This is a genomic window from Enterobacter sp. CP102, from assembly GCF_025152625.1.
GTDB lineage: Bacteria > Pseudomonadota > Gammaproteobacteria > Enterobacterales > Enterobacteriaceae > Enterobacter > Enterobacter soli.
This window is the reverse complement of sequence record NZ_CP104014.1, coordinates 2,910,209-2,933,872: the sequence shown is the minus strand read 5'-3', so window position 1 is coordinate 2,933,872 and position 23,664 is coordinate 2,910,209. Positions and strand designations below refer to the sequence as shown.

The following is a 23,664-nucleotide window of genomic DNA, read 5'->3' as shown; positions in this document are numbered from 1 at the left end:
CTTTATAGTGTGTGTGAACTCATAATAAGGAGGCTGTTTATGAGCATTATGCTTACCGGTTCAGTCAAGGAAAGACGGCATTCCAGCACGATCAACATTGATAGATTGTCCACGCTGGACATGCTGCAAGTCATTCACCAGGAAGACGCACGCATCTCCTCTGCCATTACCCCATTTTTAAGCACCATCGCTCGCGTGGTGGATAACGCTGCGGCAACCCTGAGCCATGGCGGCCGCCTGGTGATTGTGGGCGCAGGGCCTTCCGGGCGGATGGCCGAGCAGGCAGCGCAAGAGTATGCGCCAGGCAAGCATCCCGTTATTGCCCTTACGGCAGGTGACGGCGCCGGAAATTATGAGCGGGGTGTGGCCGAGCTCCAGGCGATCAAATTTGGCGAGCACGATATGATGCTGGCCCTGACCGTCAGCGGTAAAACGCCGTGGGTGTGGGGAGCGATGCGACATGCCTGGTCGCTGGGGTCGCCGCTGGCGGTTGTCACCAGCGATGCGCAAAGTGAGGCGGCACAGCTGGCGAGCATGGTGATCGCACCGGAGCTGGGCGCCGATGTGGTGGCTGGTTTTAGCAATACCAAAGCCGGGATCGCCCAGAAAATGATCCTTAATATGGTCACCACCGGGCTGGCGGTACGTAGCGGGCGGGTTTACAGCAATCTGCGGGTGGATCTTGAAGCCAGCAGTACCAAATGGGCAGAGCGGCAAATTGCAATAGTGATGGAAGCGGGGGGCTGTACCCGGGCGGTAGCGAAAGCCGCGCTGGAAAGCTGCAATCACAATTGTAAAACCGCCGTGCTGATGGTGCTGACCGGTCTGGATGCGTGGAATGCCCATGAACTGCTTTCACAGAATAATGGGTTTATTCGGGTGGCCTTGCAGGAAGCGCCTTAGTTACTAAAACGTGAGACAAAAAAGCCCGCAGAAGCGGGCTTTGGTGTTTTTGGGGTATTAGAACTGGTAAACCATACCGATACCCACAACGTCATCGGTACTGATGCCGTTGGCGCTGTAGAAGTCATCGTCTCCATCCAGCAGGTTGATTTTGTAATCAACGTAAGCTGACATGTTTTTGTTGAAGTAGTAAGTTGCTGCGATATCGGTGTATTTCACCAGATCTTTGTCATTCCCGAACGCGGAATTCAGGTCTTTACCTTTAGACATCAGGAAAGCAACGGATGGACGCAGACCAAAGTCGAACTGGTATTGAGCCGTGATTTCGACGTTCTGGGTTTTGTTTGCAACACCGAAGTCACCGTAAGGGGTCATGTTACGGGTTTCTGCGTACATGGCGGCCAGGTAGATATCGCGAGCATCGTACTTCAGGCCCACGGTCCAGACGTCCGCTTTGTCACCACCGGCGTTGGTGCTACGCACCTGGTCGTTGGTACGGTCAGAAGAGGCATATGCAGCACCGGCGCTGAAACCTTCGGCGAAATTATAGGTAGAGGAGATACCCCAGCCATCGCCGTTCTGGAAACGAACGCTGCGGCCGTTGTTGGTGCCTTCCTGGTTGTTAGATGAGCTTTCGTTATTGCCCTGGTATTGAATGGCAAAATCCAGTCCTTCAACGGCACCGAAGAAGTCGGTATTACGGTAGGTAGCAATACCGTTAGCGCGGCCAACCATAAAGTTGTCAGTCCAGGTATAAGTATCACCACCGAACACCGGCAGCATATCGGTCCAGGATTCAATATCGTATACCACACCGTAGTTACGGCCGTAATCGAATGAACCATATTCTGCATACTTCAGGCCAGCAAACGCCAGGCGGGTAAAGGCATTAGCACCAGAGCTTTCAGTATTGTTAGCGTAAGATTTGTATTCCCACTGACCATAACCCGTAAGCTCATTGTTGATCTGGGTTTCGCCTTTGAAACCAATCTGTACGTAGGTACCGTCGCCGTCATCACCGACGTGATCGGAGAAGGTATGGCGAGCGTCAACCTTGCCGTAGAAATCCACTTTATTCCCGTTCTTGTTATAAATCTCAGCTGCATTTGCTGCGCCTGCGACTAACATTGCGGGGACAAGAATTGCCAGAACTTTTCTTTTCATTATATATTCCCTATAAATATAGATTCTATGAATATACGTAATCACCCTCCGTAATTACATCGCCGATACTATTCTATGTGGCGCGATATTTGTTCAAAAATAAATGTAATTAAATGATTGTTTTTATTTCAATATATTTCTAATGATCTCTTTATTTTTCAAATCTATGAGTGATGAAAACATATTTGCATTATTTATGTTTTTATTTTCATTGTGTTATGGGTGTTTTTGAGTTTTTTACATTGGATTTGTAAATGAATTATAGCCAAGTCTGGGCGTTAACATTTGCATTGGTTATATATTTTATGAGTGGTTAATACGTGTTTATTAAATAAGTCATTGAATGATCATGGGAGGGTAAAATAACTCAAGAAGGAAAATAGGTTTCTGATTTTCTTTCATGTTACGTAATCGATTTAAACACAGAGCATTGGGATTTATGCCTTTACCACGTTAAGCGGCAGGCGCGACGGGGGAAATTTGCCTGAGATCAACTTAACGCAAACTGAGGCGCAGAAAGCGTCGCCTGAGACAGCATTCAGTGACAAAATGTGATAAAAGTCACAAAAATAAACGTGTGATGTGAAAGTGGTAACGTCGCGACCGTGCAACAGGGGGGTGAGAATGGAACAAAATATCGATCGGAGCCTGGGAGGCAAACTGGCCCTGTGGCTGTTTTATGCATTTTGCGGATATTTCATGTGGGCCATGGTTCGTTATGTGTGGGTGGTCAGTAAAATTCCCGCCGTGTCCGGTTCCGTTGTTGAGGGCGATTTAGGGTCAACCAGCGGTAAATGGCTTGGTGCATTACTGGGGTTTTTGGTTCTGGGTGCCGTTGGCCTGATTCTGGGTGGGATTGCCTGGTACACGCGTCCCCGTACTGACAGGCAGTGATAGCCGTTGGGAAAGTTGCTATTGTAACCTTTTTGGCGACAGGACGTGATTATGGAACTTACGCAGTGGCAACACCGCTTTGAAAGCTGGCTGGAACAACACCATTCTACCGATGATACCGCACACGATATCTCTCACTTTCGCCGCGTGTGGATGACGGCGCAGAAGATGATGGTGAACGAGGCGGCCGATCCACTGGTGGTGCTCACCTCATGCTATTTCCATGACATTGTCAGCCTGCCCAAAAATCACCCTGAACGCAGCCAGTCTTCAGTGCTTGCGGCACGCAAAACTCGCCAGATCCTGAGTGACGACTTCCCCGATTTCCCGCCAGAGCGCTACAGCGCCGTGGAACATGCGATAGAGGCGCACAGCTTTAGCGCCGGGATCACACCCCTCACACCAGAGGCGAAAATTGTCCAGGATGCGGACAGGCTTGAAGCGCTGGGAGCCATTGGTCTGGCGCGCGTTTTTGCCGTATCAGGGGCATTAGGTGTGCCATTGTTTGATGCCAACGATCCCTTTGCCGATTCACGTACGTTGAACGACAAAGCCTTTGCACTGGATCATTTCCAGACCAAACTGCTGCGTCTGCCAGACACCATGCAAACGGAAATCGGGCGCGAAATGGCGCGTCACAACGCCGATTACCTGATTCAGTTTATGGCGAAACTGAGTGCCGAATTACAGGGCGACTGCCTGGGCGTCGACAGCCAGGTGCAGAGCCGCTTCCGTCGCAGTTTGCAGTCCTGAACTGTGGTAATCTGTTTCCAGTCTTTATTGTCCGGTTAAAAGAATGCAGGAAAATCGATCAGTGACTGAACCCGCGCCTGCACAGGCGGCAAAATCTACGGTAGCTGTGCAGGCATTACTGCGTCAGTTGCTGGATATCTATGATGCAAAAACGCTGGCAAACCAGCTGGAGGCTTATGGTGAAAGCCACTGGAGCCCGGCAATACTGAAAAGACTGCTGACCAGCGAGCGGGCAGGGCATCGTCTGAGCGACGGCGAATATCGCTATCTGCAAAATTTGCTTCCGCGCCCTCCGGCGGCACACCCGAACTATGCTTTCCGCTTTATCGATCTCTTTGCCGGTATCGGCGGTATTCGGCACGGGTTTGAAGCCATTGGTGGCCAGTGCGTGTTTACCAGCGAATGGAACAAACATGCCGTGCGCACCTACAAAGCGAACTGGTACTGCGATCCTGCCAGCCACCAGTTTAATGCCGATATCCGCGAAGCGACCCTGAGCCATAAAGACGGTGTCAGCGATAAAGACGCTGCTGAGCATATTCGCCAGACCATCCCGGAACATGATGTGCTGCTGGCGGGCTTCCCGTGTCAGCCATTCTCTTTAGCCGGAGTGTCAAAGAAAAATGCGTTAGGTCGCGCTCACGGTTTTGCCTGCGACACCCAGGGCACACTCTTTTTCGATGTGGCCCGTATTATTGATGCCCGCCGTCCGGCCATTTTTGTGCTGGAAAACGTGAAGAACTTAAAGAGCCACGATGGCGGGAAAACTTTCCGTATCATCATGCAAACGCTCGATGAGCTTGGCTACGATGTGGCGGATTCACAGGATATGGGTGCCGACGATCCGAAAATTATCGATGGCAAACATTTCCTGCCCCAGCATCGCGAGCGCATTGTGCTGGTGGGGTTCCGCCGCGACCTCAATCTGAAGGGTGACTTCACCCTGCGGGATATCCCATCGCTCTATCCGGCGCGTCGTCCGACGGTTGCTGAGCTACTGGAGCCTGCCGTGGATGCGAAATTCATCCTGACGCCAGTGCTGTGGAAGTACCTCTATCGCTATGCCAAAAAGCACCAGGCCAAAGGCAATGGCTTCGGTTTTGGTATGGTTAACCCGAAAGATCCGGGCTGCGTAACCCGGACGTTATCGGCTCGCTATTACAAAGATGGCGCAGAGATCCTGATCGACCGTGGCTGGGATAAAGCGCTGGGCGAGAAGGATTTTGACGACCCGCAGAACCAGCGTCACCGCCCGCGCCGTTTAACCCCGCGCGAGTGCGCCCGGTTAATGGGGTTTGAAACACCGCAAGGGTATAGCTTCCGCATTCCGGTCTCCGACACCCAGGCGTATCGTCAGTTTGGTAACTCGGTGGTGGTTCCGGCGTTTGCGGCGGTAGCGAAATTACTGGCATCACGCATCAGACAGGCCGTTGCGCTTCGCGAGAGTGAGACCGTCAATGACGGATGTGCACAATAAGGCCACCCGCAGCAAAAACATGCGTGCTATCGGCACGCGTGATACCGCAATCGAAAAACGGCTGGCGGGGCTGCTGACTCAGGCAGGGTTTGATTTTCGGGTGCAGGATGCAGTACTTCCCGGGCGTCCTGATTTCGTTATCGAACAGTACCAGTGCATCATCTTTACCCACGGCTGTTTCTGGCATCACCACAACTGCTATCTGTTTAAAGTGCCAGCCACTCGCACCGATTTCTGGCTGAATAAAATCGGCAAAAATGTGGCGCGCGACACACGCGATATCGGGATGCTTATCTCGCAAGGATGGCGGGTACTGGTGGTGTGGGAATGCGCGCTACGCGGCAAATTGAAGCTGGATGACGCAGGGCTTAGCGAGCGGCTGGAAGAGTGGATCTGCGGCGGCGGTCAGGCCGCGCAGATTGACACTCAGGGCATTCACCCTTTTACAGTTTATCCGCCTCACAAGGCGTGACCACCGGTTTAGCAGGCAGCAAATACTTGCCTAACGTCACCAGCACAACCGCCAGAATAATCACCCCTAACGCCAGCCATTCAACTGGCGACAGCGTCTCGCCAGCGAATCCCGTCCCCAGCAACACGGCGACTACCGGGTTGACGTAGGCATAACTGGTTGCCACGGCCGGTGAAACATTGCGGATCAGGAACATATACGCATTGATGGCGATGATGGAGCCAAACAACGCCAGATACCCCACAGCCAGGAAGCCTGATAAATCCGGCATGGTTGTCAGTTTTTCACCCGAGATTATGGAGGCGATAAACAGCACAACACCTGCCGCGAGCATCTCGATCGCGCCTGCCATCATGCCGGACGGCAATTCGATACGGGAGCCATAAACGGAACCAAACGCCCAGCTCATCGAGCCAATCAGGATAAGAATGGCTCCCCACGGATTCCCGCTCAGGTTGCCGCCGCTGTTAAGCAAAATAATTCCCGCAAGCCCGATGCCAATGCCCATCCACTCCAGTTTGCGGGTCCTGATACCGAAAAGTCGGCTAAAGCACAGCGTAAACAGCGGCACTGTCGCCACGACCACGGCAGCGATGCCGGATGGCACATTCTGGTGTTCTGCCACGGTCACGAAACCATTACCGACGGCCAACAGCAGCACGCCAATCAGGGCGGCATTTAACATCGGGCGCAGAGGCGGAAGTTTATGGCCACGCAGCAATAAAAAGGCTGTCAGTAGCACGCCCGCCGAGAGGAAACGCGTACCCGCCATCATCAGCGGTGGCCAACTTTCTACACCGATACGAATGACAAAATAGGTGGAACCCCAGATGATATACAGCGAAAAAAGCGCTCCAATGAGCGGTAACAGGTGCCGGAAACGCATAGTCCCTCACGACGGAATAAAAAGGTCGCTGATAGTAAACGTGAAAACTATCTCGCTGGCGAGCCCTTTAATTGTGTAGTTGATGTGAATTTTTTGTTGACTTGAGGTGCCTGTTTCAGGGTTTTCGCTTTTGCTCCATACTATTCACTTAATTACCAAAAAAAGAAGGATAGAGATTTTGGCAGGAAGTAGCTTGTTAACATTGCTGGACGATATTGCCACCTTGCTGGATGACATTTCGGTCATGGGAAAACTGGCGGCGAAAAAGACCGCTGGCGTTCTGGGGGATGATTTATCGCTGAATGCCCAGCAGGTGACCGGGGTGCGGGCGAACCGCGAATTGCCGGTTGTCTGGGGCGTGGCAAAGGGTTCTTTTATTAACAAAGTGATCCTGGTGCCGCTGGCACTGCTGATCAGCGCATTTATCCCGTGGGCCATCACGCCGCTGCTGATGGTGGGGGGGGCGTTTCTCTGTTTTGAGGGCGTGGAAAAAGTCCTGCATTCATTTGCGTCACGCAAAGAAAATGAGACGCCGCAGGCGCGCCAGCAACGTCTGGAGGCGCTTGCCGCTCAGGATCCGATGGCTTTCGAGCGCGATAAGATCAAAGGCGCTATTCGTACCGACTTTATTCTTTCGGCGGAAATCGTGGCGATTACGCTCGGGATTGTCTCTGAATCACCGCTGCTGAACCAGGTGCTGATCCTCTCCGGTATCGCGATTCTGGTAACCGTGGGGGTTTACGGTCTGGTGGGAATTATCGTCAAACTGGACGATATGGGTTACTGGCTGGCAGAGAAATCGAGTGTTATCGCTAAGGCTATTGGTAAAGGGCTGCTGGTGCTGGCGCCGTGGCTGATGAAAGTCTTGTCGGTTGTGGGAACACTGGCGATGTTCCTTGTGGGGGGCGGGATTGTGGTACACGGTATTGCGCCGCTTCACCACGCGATTGAACATTTTGCCTCGGCTCAGGGAGCCATTGCGGCGGCGGTTGTGCCAACCCTGTTAAATCTGGTACTCGGATTTATCATCGGTGGCGTGGTGGTCGCGGCGGTAAAACTGGTCGAAAAGATGCGCGGAACGTCGCACTAATTGTTACCTTGTCAGGGATGCAAAAAGGCCATTCCTCGTCTAAATTGAAACAGTTTCACCCTGATACAGGAGGCAGGTATGGTCTTTTTGGTCAGTGATGAAGTTAAGCCCAAGAATGGCGGTCCTCGCATGATTGTCACCGGATATTCCAGCGGAATGGTGGAGTGTCGGTGGCATGATGGTTACGGCATCAAGCGGGAGGCTTTTCGTGAGGACGAGCTGTTGCCAGGTGAAGGCCGGCAAAAGCGCGACAAGGCTTAATCACGTAACGCCCGGCCTCGCCGGGCGTTTTTACTGGTAAGCAGGTTAATCGTACTGCATGTTTCTGCGCCAGGGTTGGGGCGGAGGCTGTAGGGTGGCAATCAGGGAGTGTGTGTGCAGCGCGATACCTATGTGGTGAAACGAACCTTTCTGCAATGGCTGCATAAACGCAGCAATCCCCGCTTGATTGTTAATCTCTGTTTTCTGGTAGTGTTAGTCTTTTCCACGCTCCTGACCTGGCGTGAAGTGGTGGTGCTTGAGGGGGCGTATGTCTCCAGCCAGCGCAACCACCTGGAAACGGTCGCCACGGCGCTGGACAGGCAGTTGCAGTTCAGCGTGGATAAACTGCTTTTTTTCCGCCACAGTATGCGTGATGCGCTCCAGGTCCCACTGGCTTTCGGCGTATTGCATGAAGCCGTTCAGCGTTTTGAAGGCCTGCGTAACATCCCTTCCTGGCAGCTCGCCGTTGATAAAGACCGCACGCTACCGATAAACGGCGTGTCGGATGCGTTTGTAGAGAAAACCACGCTGCTGAATCGCGATGACGATCTGTTGAATAACGAACTGTCTGCCGCGCTAGAAGTAGGATATTTGCTGCGCCTTGGCTCCTCGTCGACGCGTAAGGAAGAGCGGGTGGTGTATGTTTCTCGCGCCGGGTTTTACCTTTCAACGGATACCGTCTCCCGCACGGAAGATATCGTTCCCCGCTATTATCAACTGGTGACGCAGCCGTGGTTTGTTCAGCAATCTGAGCGCGCCAACCGCGCGCGGGCCGTGCGCTGGTTTATCTCGCCGCCGTCATCCTGGACCGGCGGCGAGCAGGCGATTACCGCCAGCGTGCCTATCTATTACGACCACTACTGGTACGGCGTTGTGGCAATGGATTTTTCTCTTTCCACCATGAAGCGTCTTCTGACTGATGCGACGTCCGATCACACGGAAGGGGAGTACCAGCTTTACGATACCCGTCTCAACCTGATTGCCTCTTCAGAGCCCGCTGCGGGCCACATTAACCGTTTTGACGAACGAGAGCTGGCGCAGATAGCTTATGATATTGAAAGCGATACTGAGGGCGGTGTCCGACTGGGTAGTCGCTTTGTGAGCTGGGAGCGTCTGGATCACTTTGATGGCGTTGTCCTGCGGGTACATACGTTGCATGACGGTGTACGGGGTGATTTTGGCAGCATCAGTATCGTTCTGGCGTTGCTGTGGGCGCTCTTCACCGCCATGCTGCTGATCTCCTGGCTGGTGATCCGCCGTATGGTCAGTAACATGTATGCGCTCCAGCACACGTTGCAGTGGCAGGCGTGGCACGACCCGTTAACCCGTCTGAACAATCGCGGCGCACTCTTCGAACGCGCCAAAATACTGGCGAAAAGCTGTGCGCAGCAGTCGCTGCCGTTCTCGGTTATCCAGATCGATCTCGATCACTTCAAGAGCATTAATGACCGCTTCGGCCATCAGGCCGGGGACCGGGTGTTGTCGCATTCGGCGGGCCTGATTGCCAGCGCGCTTCGTACCAACGATGTTGCTGGTCGCGTGGGCGGCGAGGAGTTTTGCGTGGTACTGCCCGGCATTGCTCTTGACGAAGCGGCCGAGGTAGCCGAGCGTATTCGCTCACACATCAACAGCAAAGAGATCCTGGTGAAAAAAAGCACCACCGTACGGGTCAGCGCGTCGCTTGGCGTAAGCTGTGCGCAGGAGAAAGGTAACTATGACTTCGAGCAACTCCAGTCTATCGCGGATGCCCGGTTGTATCGGGCAAAACAGCGCGGGCGTAATCAGGTGGTGTGGGACGATCAGGACAAGAAGTGATCCAGCCCCTCGTGCCAGCCAGCAGGGCCGGGGAGACGGGTGTGATACACCCGCTCGGGGTTATCATCTTTAAGCTGTACGCCCTGGCGGTTGATCCCTTTGACCACCACGGCGAAATCAACGCTGTCCAGGAGCGGGGCGTCATTGGGGCCGTCCCCCAGACCAAGAGTGGTGGGGGTGATGCCTTCAAGCGCGCGGTATTGCTCAATTAACCAGCTTACCGCCCGATCTTTACCTTCACGCGCATCCAGTATGTGCCAGAAGCGGGCACCCTGGACGAACTTCAGCCCCCGATGAGCGAGATCGTCTTCAAAGCGTGCCATCTGTTCATCGCTGTCGCGCCAGATAAGCGTAACGGAAGCTTCATGCCGGCGCGCCAGTGCCGCGCGGGCGCGACTCAGGCCCGTCCACTCGCTGACTACACGCTCGTCAACATCGTCAAAGGTAGTGAATTTGTAGCCCTCTTGCTGGCGGAGCTGTTCGATGAAGTGGCGAATGTTGCCGTGCGAAATGCCTTTGATAAGCCTTGGAGCCGCCGGGTGCGCTTCCCAGCGTACATCCAGCTGGATCACCGCGCCGTTTTCAGCAATGAATGGCAATCCTTCAAGCCCCAGATCCTGCTGGATAGCAATCACTTCCGCTGCCGTCTTGCTGCTACAGAGAATCACCGGGACCTGATAGTCCTGAAGTCGGTCCAGCCAGGGCATCGCGGGTTGCCAGTCGTAGGTATGGATATCCAGCAGTGTACCGTCGAGGTCAGTAAAAACCAGCAGGGTGTCCTGTAGTGAAGGCATAACAACTCCTGATAAAGGATTAGCAATTCTACTAAGAATATTCCTAAAAAAGATCCGTGCGTCGAACGGTTTTGTTATGGAACCGATACCGTTAAACCCGCTGGCGGCGCATGTTGGTACACATAACTAAAACGCACATTCTTACTAAGTTATATTTATATAGAGAATATTTCCTTGTCATACAAAATTGTTGGGGATAGTGTGGATGACACATCAGATTTCCTGGTGTAACGAATTTTCAAGTGCTTCTTGCATAAGCAAGTTTCATCCCGGTCATCCCCATGACCGGGATTTTTTTCGCATTAACGGTTTATTTCCGTCACGCTAAAGTCGTGAATATCAAGCTCAAAGGCTTCGGCCAGCTCGCGATAGGTATGGTAATCCCGCCCGTTTACCATGACTCGCGTGGGGTCATCTTCCCGCCGGCGAACTTCACTCTCACTGATTTCATTAATGGCGGCGAGCAGGGCATCGACATTTACATCGATATCGCTCTTCTCATTTCCGGTCTTCATTACATACACCTCATTCAACCCGTCCACACTTAAGTATAGACCGCACACAAAAACGCCATTCACGCCAGGTGGCGATGAGAGTTTTTGAGATTTGTTCTACACTGGCTCAAAACCACAGGAGGAATGTATGAACGTCAACGATCGGGTAACCGTCAAAACGGACGGTGGGCCGCGCCGCCCAGGCGTGGTGCTGGCAATAGAAGAGTTCAATGAAGGCACAATGTACCTGGTGTCACTGGAAGACTACCCGCTCGGTATCTGGTTCTTCAACGAACTGGGGCACCCGGATGGGATCTTTGTGGAAACGGCGGAATAATCGCGCGTCGGGCGGCAATCTGCGTGCCCGACATCGGGTTACACCCATGCAAAAATCTCTGGCCAGGCCAGAGATCACAGGTAGAGTACAAAAGGTAAAAAGCGGGTTAGCGCATGTTGACGAAAATACCGTTCGTCACATTATCGGTCAGGCGGACGACGTGGTAGATCACTTGCTTATTATGCGTTTTAATTTTCCTTTTAATATTTCCTTTATGTGACGATACCGTTTTTGCTTTGATATTCATTTGGTCAGAAATCTGAATTGTCCCTTGCCCAGCCATCCACATTTTTAACATACTTGATTCAGTTCTGCTTAATGATAGGGTCGGTAAGTTAACCGCTCCTACATTCTTAACTTCTTTATTCAAATAATCGCCCAAAATGTCATCCAGCGACTCTGGTTTAATCGACTTAGAACTGATCAATAAATTGTTTCGGACTAACAAATATTCATCGAAATGGATATTTGCGATCGCCATAAAAACAATAAACAGAGTTTTAGGATGCTGATTAATGATTTGCTTAATTTGCTGACTGTTGGCTGGATCGTGAATGAAACAGTCCTCATTAATAAACACCACGCCCGGCTTGAGTTCGACACAAGCGGCTGCAAGTTCGTCAACGGTGTGCGCATCGTTGATTTCCCTTTTTCTTACCCCTCTGCTTGCCAGGTACCCGGTTAACCCTAGCCGGGTGTAACTGCATAAATCCATAATGATCGTTGACATGGCATACCCTCACTCAATGCGTAACGATAATTCACCATCTGCCTGAGAGCTCATAAACAGCCATACGGGATGGAAAAACATAATAAAACCTGTGAGCATGACAAAGACTTTCAGGCGAACTCACTATCCCGTAAAGTTACGTATAATTTGCCAGGAATCATCTTAAAGTAAAGTAAATATTAAGTATTGTGAGGTGGTTAGAAACAATTAAACCGCGTCAGATATATCCTGGAAGATGTTTTACAGGTTTTATTTTAGGAATATCCTCAGAAAGACAATGTAAACATTGCGGGTTATTATTTACGAGGCAGTTCACTGACAATATCCGCTAACAGGTTGAATATCTCGCTGAATAAATGTTCACAGAACGGAGCGATAAGTGGCATGAGTAATGACATTAATAAAAGACCGACCGTCAGTGTCACCGGAAAACCGATGACAAATACCGATAACTGCGGTGCCATTCTGTTCAGTAATCCTAATGAGAGGTTAACCGTGAGCAGCAACGTAATGATCGGCAGCGCCAGCATCAGCCCGTTCAGGAAAATAAGCCCGGCGGCGCGCGTCAGCGCCAGGAACGCATTACTGTTGACCGGCGACTCGCCAATCGGCAGCGTGTGGAAGGTATCCACCAGCATCGAGATCAACCACAAATGCCCGTTGAACGACAGGAACAACAACATTGCCAGCAGGTCGATGATACGGGCCAGCACCGGCATGTTCAGGTGACTACCCGGGTCGACAAAGGTCGCGAAGGATAAACCCATTTGCAGGCCGATCAGCTCGCCCGCGGTACGCACCGCCGCAAACGCAAGTTGCATGGTAAAACCGACGGCCACGCCAATCATCACCTGCTGCATGGCAACCCACAGCGCATTTGCCGACACAATAGGGATATTCACCGGCGGAAGCGAAGGGGCCACAATGATGGTAATGATGATGCCCAGCCCCACTTTGACCCGCTTGGGGACTGACTTTTCGCTAAGAATGGGGGCCGTTGAGATAAGCGCCATGATGCGAAGCATTGGCCAGAAGTAGACTCCCAGCCACTGAACCCACTGATCGCTTGTGATGTGCAGCATCGTGTTCTTAGCCGATAATGTACGGCAGATTGGTAAACAAGTTACGCATGTAGTCCAGCAGCAAATTCAGCATCCACGGCCCGGCAACGATCATCGCCACGAAAACCGCGATGATTTTCGGGATGAACGACAGCGTCATTTCGTTAATCTGGGTGGCGGCCTGCAAAATACTGATGATAAGACCGGTCACCAGCGAAACAAGCAGCAGTGGAGCGGCAACGGCAATCGCGACTTTCATCGCCTCCGTGCCCATCATCATGACCGATTCTGGCGTCATTGCGGCGTACCTTAACTGTAGAAACTCTGTGCCAGCGAGCTGACCAGCAATTGCCAGCCATCAACCAGCACAAAGAGCATGATCTTAAAGGGCAGGGCAATGGTTGCCGGCGGCACCATCATCATACCGAGCGCCATCAGCACGCTCGCGATCACCAGGTCGATAATCAGGAACGGAATAAAGATGGTAAACCCAATCTGGAAAGCGGTTTTCAGTTCGCTGGTAACGTAAGCGGGCAGCAGTATGCGCATCGGCACGGCTTCCGGCCCCTGCAATTCGCCGGTGTTCGCCAGCCTTGCAAACAAGGCCAGATCCGCTTCACGGGTCTGACGCAGCATAAATTCACGCAGCGGCTGTGCGCCCTTCTCCAGCGCATCCTGCATCGAAATCTTGTCTTCGCTGAACGGCTGCCAGGCGTCGGTATAAATCTTGTCGATAACCGGCGACATAATGAAAAAGGTCAAAAACAGGGCTAACCCCAGCAGCACCTGGTTAGGCGGTGCGGATGGCGTACCGAGCGCATTTCGCAGCAGGCCAAAGACGATGATGATGCGGGTAAAGCTGGTCATCATCAGCAGGATCGCCGGGATAAAGGTCAGCGAGGTGATGAACACCAGCGTCTGAACGGGAAGCGACCAGCTTTGACCGCCACCGGCAAGCGGGGTGGAGACCAGACCGGGTAATTGCGCGTAAACGGAAGGTGCAAACAGGGCAATGCCCGCAAGCGTAAGGGATAACAAACGGCGCATCAGGATCTCCCGGAACGCTTAAGCAAACTCTTCATGACGGACTGAAAATCCGCTGGGGTCTCTGCATTCGCTTCGGCCGTCACCGGCGCAGGCGGCAGTTTATGTAATACATTGATGTTTGAGGCGGTTACGCCCAGCACCAGCCGCGCGTCTTCAACATCGACAATGACCACGCGTTCGCGTGGCCCAAGCGTGGTGCTGGCGCTGACCTTAAGGCCACGCCCGGCGGCGGTTTTACCCGCCACACCAAAGCGTTTCGCAATCCAGGCGATAATAAGAATAAAGGCAATAATACCAAACAGCGCGCCGCTCACCTGAAGCAGGGGCGAACCGGGTACGGCTGAAGGCTGCGATACTGTTGCCTCGGTTTTCATTCTTAACGGCTCAGACGACGCATACGTTCAGACGGGGTGATGATGTCGGTGATACGCACGCCGTATTTATCGGCTACGACCACAACTTCACCCTGGGCAATCAGATAACCGTTGATCAGAATATCCAGCGGCTCACCGGCCAGGCCATCCAGCGCCACCACGGAACCCTGCGTCAGGCGCAGCAGCTCTTTAATGGTCATGCGGGTACGACCCAGTTCAACGGTCAGCTTGACCGGGATATCCATAATCAGGTCGATATCCTGCAATGTGCCGCTGACATCGCCGCCGCCTAATTGCTGGAATACCGCATCCGCCGCGCTTTTTGTCGGGGTGGATTGTTGCTCGTTTAACGCGTCAGCCCACAGATCGTCCAGTGCTCCGCTGTTTTCATCGGACGGATTGTTCATGTCACTCATTTGGGCTGTTCCTCATTCAGCGAATTCAATATCGGGTTGATCAAGTGCTCAACGCGTAATGCATACTGGCCGTTTACCGTGCCGTACTGGCTTGTCAGCACAGGCACGCCATCGACATGGGCAATAATGCGGTCGGGTTTTTCTATCGGCAGAACGTCGCCGGGTTGTAATTTCAGGATCTGGGATAACCGTAGCGGGATATCGGCAAAACTTGCGATCAGCTCAAGCTGCGAGTGCTGAACCTGGCGCACCAGGTTTTCACGCCAGTTCTGATCTTCGTTACGCGAGTTCTCAAGCGGTGGGTTCACCAGCAGCTCGCGCAGCGGCTCAATCATGCTGAACGGCAGACAGATGTTAAATTCACCGGTCAGGTTGCCGATCTCGACATGGAACGGCGTGTTGACGACGATATCGTTCGGCGAGGTGGTGATATTGGTAAATTTCACCTGCATCTCGGAACGCACGTATTCCACATCCAGCGGGTTAATTGCTTTCCACGCGTCGCTATAGGACTCCAGTGCCAGCTTCAGCATTCGGTTAATAACGCGCTGCTCGGTGTGGGTAAACTCACGTCCCTCAACTTTCGTCGGGAAACGGCCATCACCACCAAACAGGTTATCGACCGCAATGAAGACCAGGCTTGGCGAGAACACAACCAGCCCGGTGCCGCGCAGCGGTTTCAGATGAATAAGGTTAAGGTTGGTTGGCACCGGCAGGTTGCGGGCAAACTCATGATACGGCTGAATGCGGATCGCACCGACGGTGATATCCGGGCTACGACGCAGCAGGTTAAACAGCCCCATACGGAACTGACGTGCAAAACGTTCGTTGATGATCTCCAGCGCCTGAAGACGCTCGCGCACCACGCGACGCTGGGTATTCGGGTCATAGGGGCGAATATTGTCATCGCCACTCAGACCCGGTTGCGGATCATCACTCTTATCGCTGTCGCCGTTAAGCAACGCATCGATTTCTGCCTGAGAAAGAATACTGTCGCCCATGTCGTTACCGCAGAATGAAGGCTGTATACAGAACGTCAGTGACTTCCTGCTTAGGTTGACCATTTACCAGCGGCGTGGCCAGCGTTTGTTTAATGGCATCGACCAGCTTCTGCTTACCGTCATCGGTGGCAAGCGTGGAAGCATCCTGACGAGAAAACAGCAGCAGAAGACGGCTACGCACTTCAGGAAGGTAATCGTTCAGACGAGAACGGGTGGCTTCGTCTTTCAGGCGCAGCGTAATGCCAACATAAAGCACACGATCCGCATCACCCAGGTTAACGGTGAAGGTATCCAGTGGGAAGAATACCGGCGCCGGTGGTGGTGGCGGTTCGGCCTTGGCCGTAGCAGAGGAAGGTTCCTGCTGCATACGCCAGTAACTATAGCCCGCGGTAGCGCAGGCGGCGAGCGTGATCAACACCAGCAGCGGGATCCAGATGGAACGCTTACTTTTTTTGGTGATAGCGGAGTCAGTCATCTGATACGAGCTTCCTGTTTCGGTACAGCTTAATAAGGTGATTATCCCGTGTCCGCCTTATCTCAAAGCGTGGAAAAGACGGGGATAATCACGCTACCTCTGGCGTTTAGGCGAAGATGTCTACAGCACTGTTTCCACGCGCGGCGGATTGCAGTGCGACAGGGGCTGGCAGTAACTCGTCGCTCTCTTCATTAAAGCCACCTTGTTGGCCAGAACGCGAAGCCTGCTGATGCTGCTGTGAGGCAGACTGCTGCTGGCCTGAGAAGCTTTCACTGCTGACGCTGCTTTGTGAAAGCTGAATGCCGCTCTCAGCAAGCGAAGTACGCAGAACCGGCAGCGCCGCTTCCAGTGCCGCACGAACGTGGCTATGCGCAGACACCATCTGCAACTGCGCCTGGTTATCATCAAGCTTAATCGAAATTTGTACCTGACCAAGGTCTTCCGGGTGTAGGCGCAGCTCAGCCGTTTGTTGCCCTTGTCGGGTGAACAGGGTGATGTGCTGGCTCAGCGTCTGTTGCCATTCGCTGGTGCCAAGCGGCTGGCTCAGTACCGGTGCGGTGGCGACCGTCGCGGCGGGCTGAGAGGTAGCCTGGCTGCTGACAATCGGCGCAAGCGTTGCCGTTGGGCTGGTTGACGAGGACTGGCTTGCCAGGTCCTGCTTTTCAGCGGTAACGGCTACGGCGGGCGTCAGCGGGGCGTTAGCGGCCGATGCATCAGCGGTTTGCGACTGAGGTGCGTACGCAAGCGCAGACTGTGCTTTTTCATGTGTACCCGGGGCGGTCGTCAGAGCCGGTTGTTGCCCGGTGCTGGCCTGTGTCAGTGACGTGCCTGCCAGCACTTTCTCTGCCACGCCTTCAGTGCTGACGGCCTGGGCGGTGACCGGGGTTGCGGTCTGCTGGTGCGGCAGCATCGCCATCAGGGCGCTTAATCCGGCCAGCTCTTCTTCGCTGAGGTCGGTTTTGCTGTCATCTTTGGCGGCCGTTGACGTCAGGCTTTTCAGGGCATCGCTGTGGGTAGCGGGCATAAGCCCGGATACCAGGCTTTGCAGCGCGGTGGTTTGCGCGGTTTCGTCCCCGGTGAGCGTGTCCTGGCGTGACAACAGATCGGCAATTTTAGCCTGAAGTGTGGTATCGCCGTCTTTATCCTGCGCGACTTTTGCCAGCTTGCTGCCGGCCGCTTTCAGGTCGGCAAGGGTCAGCGGCGCATCTTTACCCTGACCGGCGGTATCCGTCAGGGCACCAGCCAGCAGGGAGAGAAAATCTTGCGCACCGTCGGTGCCTTTTCCCGTCTGCGTGCCGCCTGACAGGTCACTGTCGGTCATCAGCAGTTGTTGCAGTGTGATCATTCAGGTTTCCTCATTGATGCGCGCTGTGCAAACTCATCCATTTTTTTCTGGTCCAGGCGGTTCTCGGCGAGGGTGGTTGCTGCCACTTGCCGGTCCTGCAAGGTTTGCCATGCCTGGAGCCGCTGTTTTTTCTCGCGCCAAAAATTCAGCGCCGTATCGACTTTTTGGGTCCACTGGTTAAGCTGCTGGCGATGCTGTTCAATCGCCTTTTCAAGCGTCTGGATAAACTGCTGATAGTTAATCCAGCGCTGGCTACCAATGCCCTGTGTCATGTCGGTATTGAGGTTGGTGCGATATTCATGCTGATAGTCGATCAACATCTTCAACTGTTCTTCAGCCTGCTGGCACCCGCGCCGCATTGCGCCAAGCTGTAATGCGGCATCATCAACTTCTTTTTCAGCCAGATCTTTTAGCGTTGATAACGCGCTGTTTTGCGCCATGACCTTCGCCCTCCACCTGTATTACACCTGCGGGAAAATCAGCTCCAGAGCCTGAATCGAATCGTCCCAGTCGGCGCGTTCAAAAATACCTTGTTGCAGGAATGCCTCCAGATGCGGCCACAGAGCAATCGCTTTGTCGAGCATCGGGTCGCTGCCTTTGGCGTACGCCCCCACGCTCACCAGGTCGCGGTTACGCTGGAAGCTGGAAAGCAGTTGTTTGAAGTTACGCACGCGGGCGTAATGTTTCTCAGTAATCAGTGCCGTCATCGCACGGCTGATCGAGGCTTCGATATCGATAGCGGGATAGTGCCCGGCTTCAGCCAGACGACGGGATAACACAATGTGGCCGTCGAGGATCGCACGCGCGGAGTCGGCAATCGGGTCCTGCTGGTCGTCGCCTTCGGTCAGAACCGTGTAAAACGCAGTAATGGAACCGCCGCCGGTGATGCCGTTACCGGCACGTTCAACCAGTGCTGGCAGCTTGGCAAACACCGAAGGTGGATAACCTTTGGTGGCGGGCGGTTCACCGATAGCCAGCGCGATTTCACGCTGCGCCATCGCATAACGGGTCAGGGAATCCATGATCAGCAGCACGTGCTGCCCACGGTCACGGAAATCCTCTGCAATACGGGTGGCGTAGGCGGCACCCTGCATACGCAGCAGCGGGGAAACATCCGCCGGGGCGGCGATCACCACCGAGCGGGCACGGCCTTCAGCACCCAGAATATTTTCAATAAAGTCTTTTACTTCACGACCACGTTCACCGATGAGCCCCACGACGATAACGTCGGCCTGGGTGTAGCGCGCCATCATGCCAAGCAATACCGATTTACCCACGCCGGAACCGGCGAACAGGCCCATACGCTGTCCACGCCCGACGGTGAGCAGGGCGTTAATCGGGCGCACGCCGGTATCAAGCACATGTTCGATAGGCGTACGTTGCAGCGGGTTAAACGGCTGAGTGATCAGCGCCCCGGTTTCGGTGGTGTCAGGGGAGGGTAGACCGTCGAGCGGCTTGCCGCTCCCGTCCAGCACGCGGCCTAACAGCGCCGGGCCAAGCGGCAGCTGTTTGCCACTTTGCAGGCCATCACCTGAGTTGTTTTTTGCATAGACGCGTGCGCCGGGCAGAATGCCTTCGACCTCTTCAAGCGGCATCAGGAACAGACGCTGGCCGTTAAAGCCAACGACTTCACTTTCCACTTCGCGGGTTTCGATCCCGTCCTGACGTTCGATCACGCAGGTGGCGCCCAGCGGAAGCTGCAAGCCCGTGGCTTCGAGCACCAGGCCTGTGGCGCGGGTTAAACGCCCATAACGACGAACAGATGGCAGTTGCGCCATCTTCGTTTCGAAGTTATCAAGGGTGGTAAGCCAGCGAGTGAGGCGTGCGGTCATCAGACGACTCCCGGTGCCGCCAGGCGGCACAGTTCCTGCCAGCGGGTGGCGACGCTGGCATCCAGATCGCCTTCATCCGCAGAGACTTTGCAGCCGCCGTGGTGTAAGGAAGGGTCGCCGCGCAGACGCCAGCCGTGCAGGCTGAGCGTGGCGCCGAGGCTCTCTTCCACACGCTGTAGATCGTCAGGATGAACGCGCAGCTGCGGTTTACCGCTAAACAATGGCTCCTGCTGGAGCAGGCCCTGAATTTGTTTGATCAGCGCCGAGTTATCTACCGTTGGCGTCTGGCCAATGACCTGACGCGCGGCTTCAAGCGCCATCTGCATCAGGCGCGAGGCAATCACGCTGTCGAGCGCATCAAGGGTGTGCTGGAATTCGCTGACCAGCTGCTGCATCCGGGCATGAAGCGGCGCCTGTTGCTGGCGCGCCTGTTCAATACCTTGCTCTAACCCTTTCGCCAGACCTTCCTGATAACCCTGCTCCTGGCCTGTCTGCCGTCCTTCATGTAAACCCGCGTTATAACCCTGTTCGTGCGCCTGCATTTGCATTTGCGCCAGCATCTGCGCACGCTGCTCTTCTTCGCTGAGCGCAGGGGGCTCTGTGCCCGTATCGCCTTCGTCGGGCGATATCATAGCCGGGGTAAACTCGGAGATAGGAGGGGCCAGATCGTCGGGCGTCCAGCGCTTCCACAGCAGCTCATTAGACATACGTGTCTTCTCCGCTGCCAATCACCATCTCGCCGGTTTCTGCCAGACGACGAACAATAAGCAGGATGGCTTTCTGTTCGTTTTCCACCTGAGACAGACGCACCGGGCCACGGTTGGCAAGGTCGTCGCGCAGAATATCGGCTGCACGCTGAGACATGTTGCGCAGGAACTTCTCGCGCAGTGGCTGTTCGGCACCTTTGAGGGCGATAAGCAGCGATTCGGAGTCCACTTCCTGGAGCAGGCGCTGGATGCTGCGATCGTCCACTTCGACCAGGTTTTCGAACAGGAACATCTCGTCGATAATTTTCTGTGCCAGCTCGCCGTCGAACTCGCGAACCGCCGTAATAACTGCTTCTTCCTGCTGCGTTTTCATCAGGTTGATGATCTCTGCCGCCGTTCTCACGCCGCCCATTTTGCTGCGCTTGAGGTTCTGGCCATCGAGCAGGTTGTTCAGCACTTCGGTCAGTTCTGCCAGAGCCGCTGGCTGGACACCACCAAAGGTGGCGATACGCAGCATAACGTCGTGACGCAGACGCTCTTCGAACAGCGCCAGAATATCGGCCGCCTGACCACGTTTGAGGTGAACCAGGATGGTGGCGATAATCTGCGGGTGCTCGTCGCGAATAAGGTCGGCGGCACTCTGCGGCTCCATAAAGTTGAGCGTCTCGATGCCGCTGGCGGTATCGCGGGTTTCCAGAATATCTTCCAGCAGGCTGGCGGCGCGTTCTTCGCCAAGCGCCTTGACCAGCACCGAGCGCAGGTATTCGTTGGCGTTGACGTTGAGCGCGGCAAACTGCTCGGCTTCCTGCTCAAACTCAGCCAACACTTCGGTCAGCTGTTTGTTGGAGATCTGACGAACGTTCGCCATTGCCGCACTGAGAATTTGCACTTCCCGCTGGGAGAGGTGTTTGAACACCTCTGCCGCGCGGTCTTCGCCAATGGTCATCAGCAGGATGACGCTTTTATCGGTACCTGTAAGCGTATTACTCATGTTCGTTACCCATCCAGCCGCGGATGACCAGCGCGACGACGCGCGGATCGTTATCTGACATTTCGCGAATACGTTGACTCATTACTTCAGCACCCATGCGCTGGTTAGCACGGCGCTGCTGCATTTGTTCGTCTTTGCTCAGGCGAACTTCAACGGCTTCTTCCACTTCCTGACGCGAATTCATGAGCTCCTGAGCGGCTTTGGCTTCTTCCGCGCGGCGCGTCAGTTGCGGACGAATCGCTTTACGCCACAGCAGCCATGCGACAATCAGAACCAGCAGCCAGCGACCGGCAGACATCAGCTGATCGATAAACGCCTGCTGTTGCCAGAACGGCAGTTCGCCACCTGTCTCATCAACCGAGTTGAACGGAGAGTTCACCACGTTGAGGGTATCGCCACGCTTCTCGGAGTAACCCATTGCTTCACGGGTCAGGTCCTCGATCTGCTTCATTTGCTCGGCAGTCAGCGGCAGCGGTTTGCCGTCTGGCAGCGTTTTGTAGTTTACAACCACGGCAACAGAAAGGCGTTGTACATCCCCCACGTTCAGCTTGGTGTGGCGAATGGTACGGTCGACTTCGTAGTTGGTCGTTTCATTACGGCTGCTGGTACGTGGGCCAGCAGACGTGTTTGAAGAGGTCGTTTGCTGATTCGTTTGCTGACCGTTCTGCTGGTTTGCCGGCGGTGTAGAAATTGGTGCAGCGTTAGCCGGGGCAGGCTGGTTAGACAGCGCGCCTGGCACGCCACCCGGGTATGGACCGCCCACTTGCTCGTTTTCATTCACCTGGCGAGAACGCATCACGGCCTGAGCAGGATCGCCATTCGGGCTGTACTGTTCTTCCGTTTGTTCTTTATTTGCGAAGTCAATCTGAGCGGTAACCTGCGCATGGACGTTGGAATTCCCCACGACCGGGCCAAGAATGGCTTCAATGCGGCGTTGCAGACGGCCTTCGACATCGGCGGCATATTTCAGCTGCGCATCATTTAAGTCGCGACCTGCGCTGTTGTTCTGTGTCAGCAGATGGCCACTCTGATCAACCAGAGTCACGTTACCTGGCGGTAAACCCGCAACGGCGCTGGAGACCAGATGCGTTACCGCGCTGATTTGCCCCTCATCCAGCGCGCGGCCAGGTTCGAGGTTAACAGTCACAGAGGCAGACGGGGATTTTTGTTCGCGAACAAACAGAGAAGGTTTTGGCATGGCGAGGTGCACACGGGCACTTTTCACCGGGCCTAATGTTTCAATGGTGCGGGCCAGTTCACCTTCCAGCGCACGCTGGTAATTCACCTGCTCGCTGAACTGACTGATACCGAATTTTTCCTGGTCCAGCAGCTCAAAACCTACCGCGCCACCTTTTGGCAGGCCCTGCTGCGCAAGACGCAGACGCAGTTCGTGCACTTTATCCGCTGGAACCTCAAGCGCACCGCCGTTATCGGCGAAGCGATAAGGGATGTTCATCTGGGTAAGCTGGGTGACGATGGCACCGCCATCCTGGTCGGAAAGGTTACTGTAGAGCGTGCGGTAGTCAGGGCTTTTCGCCCACAAGACCATCGCGACAAGAATCGCAATTGCGGCAGCGCCTGCCACGATCAACGGGATTTTAGGATTCGCGCGAAGGCGGTTCATCCACTCTAGTGATTTAGTCTGCGGTGCTGTCGATGCTGTCGCACTCATTGCGCACCTCTTAAATCCTGGTGGGTTACGTTATTCGTGTAGAGAAACAAAACTGACTCCCGGGTCGGCAAACACGACAAAAGTTCCATACTGATGGCCCTGCCATTATTTGATGATTCGGGATTTTCTATGCGTCAAATAACCTGGTTTTTTCACGCTATTTACCGCCTTTATCTTATTGACAAGCTGTTAGTCTTGACCGCGTAAAAAACCATCCAGGGGAAAGTCATGGCTATACAGGGCATTGAAGGGGTGATCAGTCAGTTGCAGGCAACGGCGATGACGGCACGTAATCAGAGCGTGGCAGAAGAACAGCCGACCATCAGCTTTGCGGGGCAACTGCACGCCGCTCTTGACCGTATCAGCGATACCCAGACCGCTGCGCGTACGCAGGCGGAGAAGTTCAGTCTGGGTGAACCGGGCGTGGCGCTTAACGATGTGATGACCGACTTGCAAAAAGCGTCAGTGTCGTTGCAGATGGGGATCCAGGTAAGGAATAAGCTGGTTTCTGCGTACCAGGAAGTGATGGGGATGCAGGTTTAGGTTATTTGAATATTCGTCGAATTGAAAGCCATTTACTCTTTCACATATATCGATGTTTGTGAGTTATTTGGCTTTCTCTATGAAAGATTCAAGGTTGGTATTTTTCAAAAATCATGCCCTTTGCTAGAAC

The 23,664-nt window shown here is 54.1% G+C and carries 27 protein-coding genes and 1 pseudogene; 10 read left to right on the top strand and 18 right to left on the bottom strand.

Going from position 1 to position 23,664, the window contains the following annotated elements; translation table 11 throughout:
* Positions 1-39: 39 nt before the first annotated feature.
* Positions 40-903 (top strand): N-acetylmuramic acid 6-phosphate etherase, encoded by an 864-nt coding sequence (locus N1249_RS13960; protein WP_259830158.1) that lies wholly within the window; start codon positions 40-42, stop codon positions 901-903.
* Positions 904-960: 57 nt separating this feature from the next.
* On the opposite strand, the gene ompC is transcribed toward N1249_RS13960, so the two are convergent.
* Positions 961-2,067 carry a porin OmpC gene (gene ompC / locus N1249_RS13955; RefSeq protein WP_259830151.1) on the bottom strand — a complete coding sequence of 369 codons (1,107 nt, stop codon included), beginning with the start codon at positions 2,065-2,067 and terminating at the stop codon, positions 961-963.
* Positions 2,068-2,691: 624 nt separating this feature from the next.
* On the opposite strand from ompC, the gene drpB reads away from it, so the two are divergent.
* The 4 genes from drpB to N1249_RS13935 all read left to right on the top strand — a co-directional run bounded on the left by drpB (position 2,692) and on the right by N1249_RS13935 (position 5,663).
* Positions 2,692-2,961, top strand: coding sequence for a cell division protein DrpB (drpB, locus tag N1249_RS13950; protein WP_217188546.1), 270 nt, complete (start codon positions 2,692-2,694; stop codon positions 2,959-2,961).
* A gap of 51 nt (positions 2,962-3,012) precedes the next feature.
* Positions 3,013-3,714: a phosphohydrolase gene (locus N1249_RS13945; RefSeq protein ID WP_259830138.1), complete on the top strand. Its 702-nt coding sequence runs from the start codon at positions 3,013-3,015 to the stop codon at positions 3,712-3,714.
* Positions 3,715-3,775: 61 nt separating this feature from the next.
* Complete coding sequence (locus tag N1249_RS13940) at positions 3,776-5,191, top strand: DNA cytosine methyltransferase (protein WP_311202492.1); 1,416 nt, start codon at positions 3,776-3,778, stop codon at positions 5,189-5,191.
* Positions 5,172-5,663, top strand: coding sequence for a very short patch repair endonuclease (locus N1249_RS13935; protein ID WP_259830134.1), 492 nt, complete (start codon positions 5,172-5,174; stop codon positions 5,661-5,663). The genes N1249_RS13940 and N1249_RS13935 overlap by 20 nt, the downstream gene beginning before the upstream one ends.
* Here the strand turns inward: N1249_RS13935 and yedA are convergent.
* Positions 5,635-6,549, bottom strand: a complete 915-nt coding sequence (gene yedA / locus N1249_RS13930; protein ID WP_259830132.1) for a drug/metabolite exporter YedA — start codon at positions 6,547-6,549, stop codon at positions 5,635-5,637. The two genes, N1249_RS13935 and yedA, sit on opposite strands and share 29 nt — an antisense overlap.
* Positions 6,550-6,724: 175 nt before the next feature.
* Here yedA and N1249_RS13925 point away from each other — a divergent pair, with 175 nt between their 5' ends.
* From N1249_RS13925 to dgcQ, 3 genes are all read left to right on the top strand, one after another.
* A complete protein-coding gene (locus N1249_RS13925; RefSeq protein WP_259838121.1) occupies positions 6,725-7,639 on the top strand; it encodes a DUF808 domain-containing protein in 915 nt (304 codons plus the stop codon).
* A 78-nt stretch (positions 7,640-7,717) separates the two neighbouring features.
* Positions 7,718-7,900 carry a YodC family protein gene (locus N1249_RS13920; RefSeq protein ID WP_014070867.1) on the top strand — a complete coding sequence of 61 codons (183 nt, stop codon included), beginning with the start codon at positions 7,718-7,720 and terminating at the stop codon, positions 7,898-7,900.
* Between the two features lie 114 nt (positions 7,901-8,014).
* Positions 8,015-9,715 carry a cellulose biosynthesis regulator diguanylate cyclase DgcQ gene (gene dgcQ, locus N1249_RS13915; protein ID WP_259830130.1) on the top strand — a complete coding sequence of 567 codons (1,701 nt, stop codon included), beginning with the start codon at positions 8,015-8,017 and terminating at the stop codon, positions 9,713-9,715.
* On the opposite strand, the gene N1249_RS13910 is transcribed toward dgcQ, so the two are convergent.
* Together N1249_RS13910 and yodD are read right to left on the bottom strand one after the other, a co-directional pair.
* Positions 9,700-10,509, bottom strand: a complete 810-nt coding sequence (locus N1249_RS13910; protein WP_259830128.1) for a mannosyl-3-phosphoglycerate phosphatase-related protein — start codon at positions 10,507-10,509, stop codon at positions 9,700-9,702. The genes dgcQ and N1249_RS13910 overlap by 16 nt on opposite strands.
* 302 nt (positions 10,510-10,811) lie before the next feature.
* Positions 10,812-11,024 carry a YodD family peroxide/acid resistance protein gene (yodD, locus tag N1249_RS13905; RefSeq protein ID WP_014070864.1) on the bottom strand — a complete coding sequence of 71 codons (213 nt, stop codon included), beginning with the start codon at positions 11,022-11,024 and terminating at the stop codon, positions 10,812-10,814.
* A gap of 127 nt (positions 11,025-11,151) precedes the next feature.
* On the opposite strand from yodD, the gene dsrB reads away from it, so the two are divergent.
* Positions 11,152-11,340, top strand: a complete 189-nt coding sequence (dsrB, locus tag N1249_RS13900) for a protein DsrB (RefSeq protein ID WP_199008473.1) — start codon at positions 11,152-11,154, stop codon at positions 11,338-11,340.
* A gap of 106 nt (positions 11,341-11,446) precedes the next feature.
* On the opposite strand, the gene rcsA is transcribed toward dsrB, so the two are convergent.
* The 14 genes and pseudogenes from rcsA to fliF form a co-directional block, all read right to left on the bottom strand.
* On the bottom strand, positions 11,447-12,070 hold the full coding sequence (rcsA, locus tag N1249_RS13895; protein WP_259830123.1) for a transcriptional regulator RcsA: 624 nt from the start codon (positions 12,068-12,070) through the stop codon (positions 11,447-11,449).
* 289 nt (positions 12,071-12,359) lie between these two features.
* Positions 12,360-13,152: pseudogene (fliR, locus tag N1249_RS13890) on the bottom strand (flagellar biosynthetic protein FliR); the annotation flags it as partial.
* Positions 13,153-13,159: 7 nt separating this feature from the next.
* A complete protein-coding gene (gene fliQ, locus N1249_RS13885) occupies positions 13,160-13,429 on the bottom strand; it encodes a flagellar biosynthesis protein FliQ (protein WP_014070860.1) in 270 nt (89 codons plus the stop codon).
* A gap of 11 nt (positions 13,430-13,440) precedes the next feature.
* Positions 13,441-14,178 (bottom strand): flagellar type III secretion system pore protein FliP, encoded by a 738-nt coding sequence (fliP, locus tag N1249_RS13880; RefSeq protein WP_259830120.1) that lies wholly within the window; start codon positions 14,176-14,178, stop codon positions 13,441-13,443.
* Positions 14,178-14,552 carry a flagellar biosynthetic protein FliO gene (gene fliO, locus N1249_RS13875; protein ID WP_014070858.1) on the bottom strand — a complete coding sequence of 125 codons (375 nt, stop codon included), beginning with the start codon at positions 14,550-14,552 and terminating at the stop codon, positions 14,178-14,180. Before fliO ends, fliP begins: the two co-directional genes overlap by 1 nt.
* A gap of 2 nt (positions 14,553-14,554) precedes the next feature.
* Entirely contained in the window at positions 14,555-14,968 is a 414-nt protein-coding gene (gene fliN / locus N1249_RS13870; protein ID WP_259830118.1) for a flagellar motor switch protein FliN, read from the bottom strand.
* On the bottom strand, positions 14,965-15,969 hold the full coding sequence (fliM, locus tag N1249_RS13865) for a flagellar motor switch protein FliM (RefSeq protein WP_014070856.1): 1,005 nt from the start codon (positions 15,967-15,969) through the stop codon (positions 14,965-14,967). Before fliM ends, fliN begins: the two co-directional genes overlap by 4 nt.
* Positions 15,970-15,973: 4 nt before the next feature.
* Positions 15,974-16,444, bottom strand: a complete 471-nt coding sequence (fliL, locus tag N1249_RS13860; protein ID WP_014070855.1) for a flagellar basal body-associated protein FliL — start codon at positions 16,442-16,444, stop codon at positions 15,974-15,976.
* 106 nt (positions 16,445-16,550) lie between these two features.
* Positions 16,551-17,789, bottom strand: coding sequence for a flagellar hook length control protein FliK (gene fliK / locus N1249_RS13855; RefSeq protein WP_259830115.1), 1,239 nt, complete (start codon positions 17,787-17,789; stop codon positions 16,551-16,553).
* Positions 17,786-18,229 (bottom strand): flagellar export protein FliJ, encoded by a 444-nt coding sequence (fliJ, locus tag N1249_RS13850; protein WP_014070853.1) that lies wholly within the window; start codon positions 18,227-18,229, stop codon positions 17,786-17,788. The genes fliK and fliJ overlap by 4 nt, the downstream gene beginning before the upstream one ends.
* A 21-nt stretch (positions 18,230-18,250) precedes the next feature.
* Positions 18,251-19,621, bottom strand: coding sequence for a flagellar protein export ATPase FliI (gene fliI / locus N1249_RS13845; RefSeq protein WP_014070852.1), 1,371 nt, complete (start codon positions 19,619-19,621; stop codon positions 18,251-18,253).
* Entirely contained in the window at positions 19,621-20,328 is a 708-nt protein-coding gene (fliH, locus tag N1249_RS13840; protein WP_259830113.1) for a flagellar assembly protein FliH, read from the bottom strand. The genes fliI and fliH overlap by 1 nt, the downstream gene beginning before the upstream one ends.
* On the bottom strand, positions 20,321-21,319 hold the full coding sequence (gene fliG / locus N1249_RS13835; RefSeq protein WP_014070850.1) for a flagellar motor switch protein FliG: 999 nt from the start codon (positions 21,317-21,319) through the stop codon (positions 20,321-20,323). Before fliG ends, fliH begins: the two co-directional genes overlap by 8 nt.
* Positions 21,312-22,991 (bottom strand): flagellar basal-body MS-ring/collar protein FliF, encoded by a 1,680-nt coding sequence (gene fliF, locus N1249_RS13830; protein ID WP_259830110.1) that lies wholly within the window; start codon positions 22,989-22,991, stop codon positions 21,312-21,314. Before fliF ends, fliG begins: the two co-directional genes overlap by 8 nt.
* Before the next feature lie 228 nt (positions 22,992-23,219).
* On the opposite strand from fliF, the gene fliE reads away from it, so the two are divergent.
* Positions 23,220-23,534: a flagellar hook-basal body complex protein FliE gene (gene fliE, locus N1249_RS13825; RefSeq protein ID WP_014070848.1), complete on the top strand. Its 315-nt coding sequence runs from the start codon at positions 23,220-23,222 to the stop codon at positions 23,532-23,534.
* Positions 23,535-23,664: the final 130 nt, after the last annotated feature.

What these genes read in the sequence shown, in the direction of transcription:
- fliK (WP_259830115.1), bottom strand. Translation starts at nt 17,789, where the DNA reads ATGATCACACTGCAACAACTGCTGATGACCGACAGTGACCTGTCAGGC.
- fliO (WP_014070858.1), bottom strand. Translation starts at nt 14,552, where the DNA reads ATGAAAACCGAGGCAACAGTATCGCAGCCTTCAGCCGTACCCGGTTCG.
- fliJ (WP_014070853.1), bottom strand. Translation starts at nt 18,229, where the DNA reads ATGGCGCAAAACAGCGCGTTATCAACGCTAAAAGATCTGGCTGAAAAA.
- drpB (WP_217188546.1), top strand. Translation starts at nt 2,692, where the DNA reads ATGGAACAAAATATCGATCGGAGCCTGGGAGGCAAACTGGCCCTGTGG.
- fliQ (WP_014070860.1), bottom strand. Translation starts at nt 13,429, where the DNA reads ATGACGCCAGAATCGGTCATGATGATGGGCACGGAGGCGATGAAAGTC.
- fliP (WP_259830120.1), bottom strand. Translation starts at nt 14,178, where the DNA reads ATGCGCCGTTTGTTATCCCTTACGCTTGCGGGCATTGCCCTGTTTGCA.
- N1249_RS13960 (WP_259830158.1), top strand. Translation starts at nt 40, where the DNA reads ATGAGCATTATGCTTACCGGTTCAGTCAAGGAAAGACGGCATTCCAGC.
- fliN (WP_259830118.1), bottom strand. Translation starts at nt 14,968, where the DNA reads ATGAGTGACATGAACAATCCGTCCGATGAAAACAGCGGAGCACTGGAC.
- yodD (WP_014070864.1), bottom strand. Translation starts at nt 11,024, where the DNA reads ATGAAGACCGGAAATGAGAAGAGCGATATCGATGTAAATGTCGATGCC.
- N1249_RS13945 (WP_259830138.1), top strand. Translation starts at nt 3,013, where the DNA reads ATGGAACTTACGCAGTGGCAACACCGCTTTGAAAGCTGGCTGGAACAA.
- fliH (WP_259830113.1), bottom strand. Translation starts at nt 20,328, where the DNA reads ATGTCTAATGAGCTGCTGTGGAAGCGCTGGACGCCCGACGATCTGGCC.
- ompC (WP_259830151.1), bottom strand. Translation starts at nt 2,067, where the DNA reads ATGAAAAGAAAAGTTCTGGCAATTCTTGTCCCCGCAATGTTAGTCGCA.
- fliM (WP_014070856.1), bottom strand. Translation starts at nt 15,969, where the DNA reads ATGGGCGACAGTATTCTTTCTCAGGCAGAAATCGATGCGTTGCTTAAC.
- N1249_RS13910 (WP_259830128.1), bottom strand. Translation starts at nt 10,509, where the DNA reads ATGCCTTCACTACAGGACACCCTGCTGGTTTTTACTGACCTCGACGGT.
- yedA (WP_259830132.1), bottom strand. Translation starts at nt 6,549, where the DNA reads ATGCGTTTCCGGCACCTGTTACCGCTCATTGGAGCGCTTTTTTCGCTG.
- rcsA (WP_259830123.1), bottom strand. Translation starts at nt 12,070, where the DNA reads ATGTCAACGATCATTATGGATTTATGCAGTTACACCCGGCTAGGGTTA.
- dsrB (WP_199008473.1), top strand. Translation starts at nt 11,152, where the DNA reads ATGAACGTCAACGATCGGGTAACCGTCAAAACGGACGGTGGGCCGCGC.
- fliE (WP_014070848.1), top strand. Translation starts at nt 23,220, where the DNA reads ATGGCTATACAGGGCATTGAAGGGGTGATCAGTCAGTTGCAGGCAACG.
- fliG (WP_014070850.1), bottom strand. Translation starts at nt 21,319, where the DNA reads ATGAGTAATACGCTTACAGGTACCGATAAAAGCGTCATCCTGCTGATG.
- N1249_RS13920 (WP_014070867.1), top strand. Translation starts at nt 7,718, where the DNA reads ATGGTCTTTTTGGTCAGTGATGAAGTTAAGCCCAAGAATGGCGGTCCT.
- fliL (WP_014070855.1), bottom strand. Translation starts at nt 16,444, where the DNA reads ATGACTGACTCCGCTATCACCAAAAAAAGTAAGCGTTCCATCTGGATC.
- fliI (WP_014070852.1), bottom strand. Translation starts at nt 19,621, where the DNA reads ATGACCGCACGCCTCACTCGCTGGCTTACCACCCTTGATAACTTCGAA.
- N1249_RS13935 (WP_259830134.1), top strand. Translation starts at nt 5,172, where the DNA reads ATGACGGATGTGCACAATAAGGCCACCCGCAGCAAAAACATGCGTGCT.
- fliF (WP_259830110.1), bottom strand. Translation starts at nt 22,991, where the DNA reads ATGAGTGCGACAGCATCGACAGCACCGCAGACTAAATCACTAGAGTGG.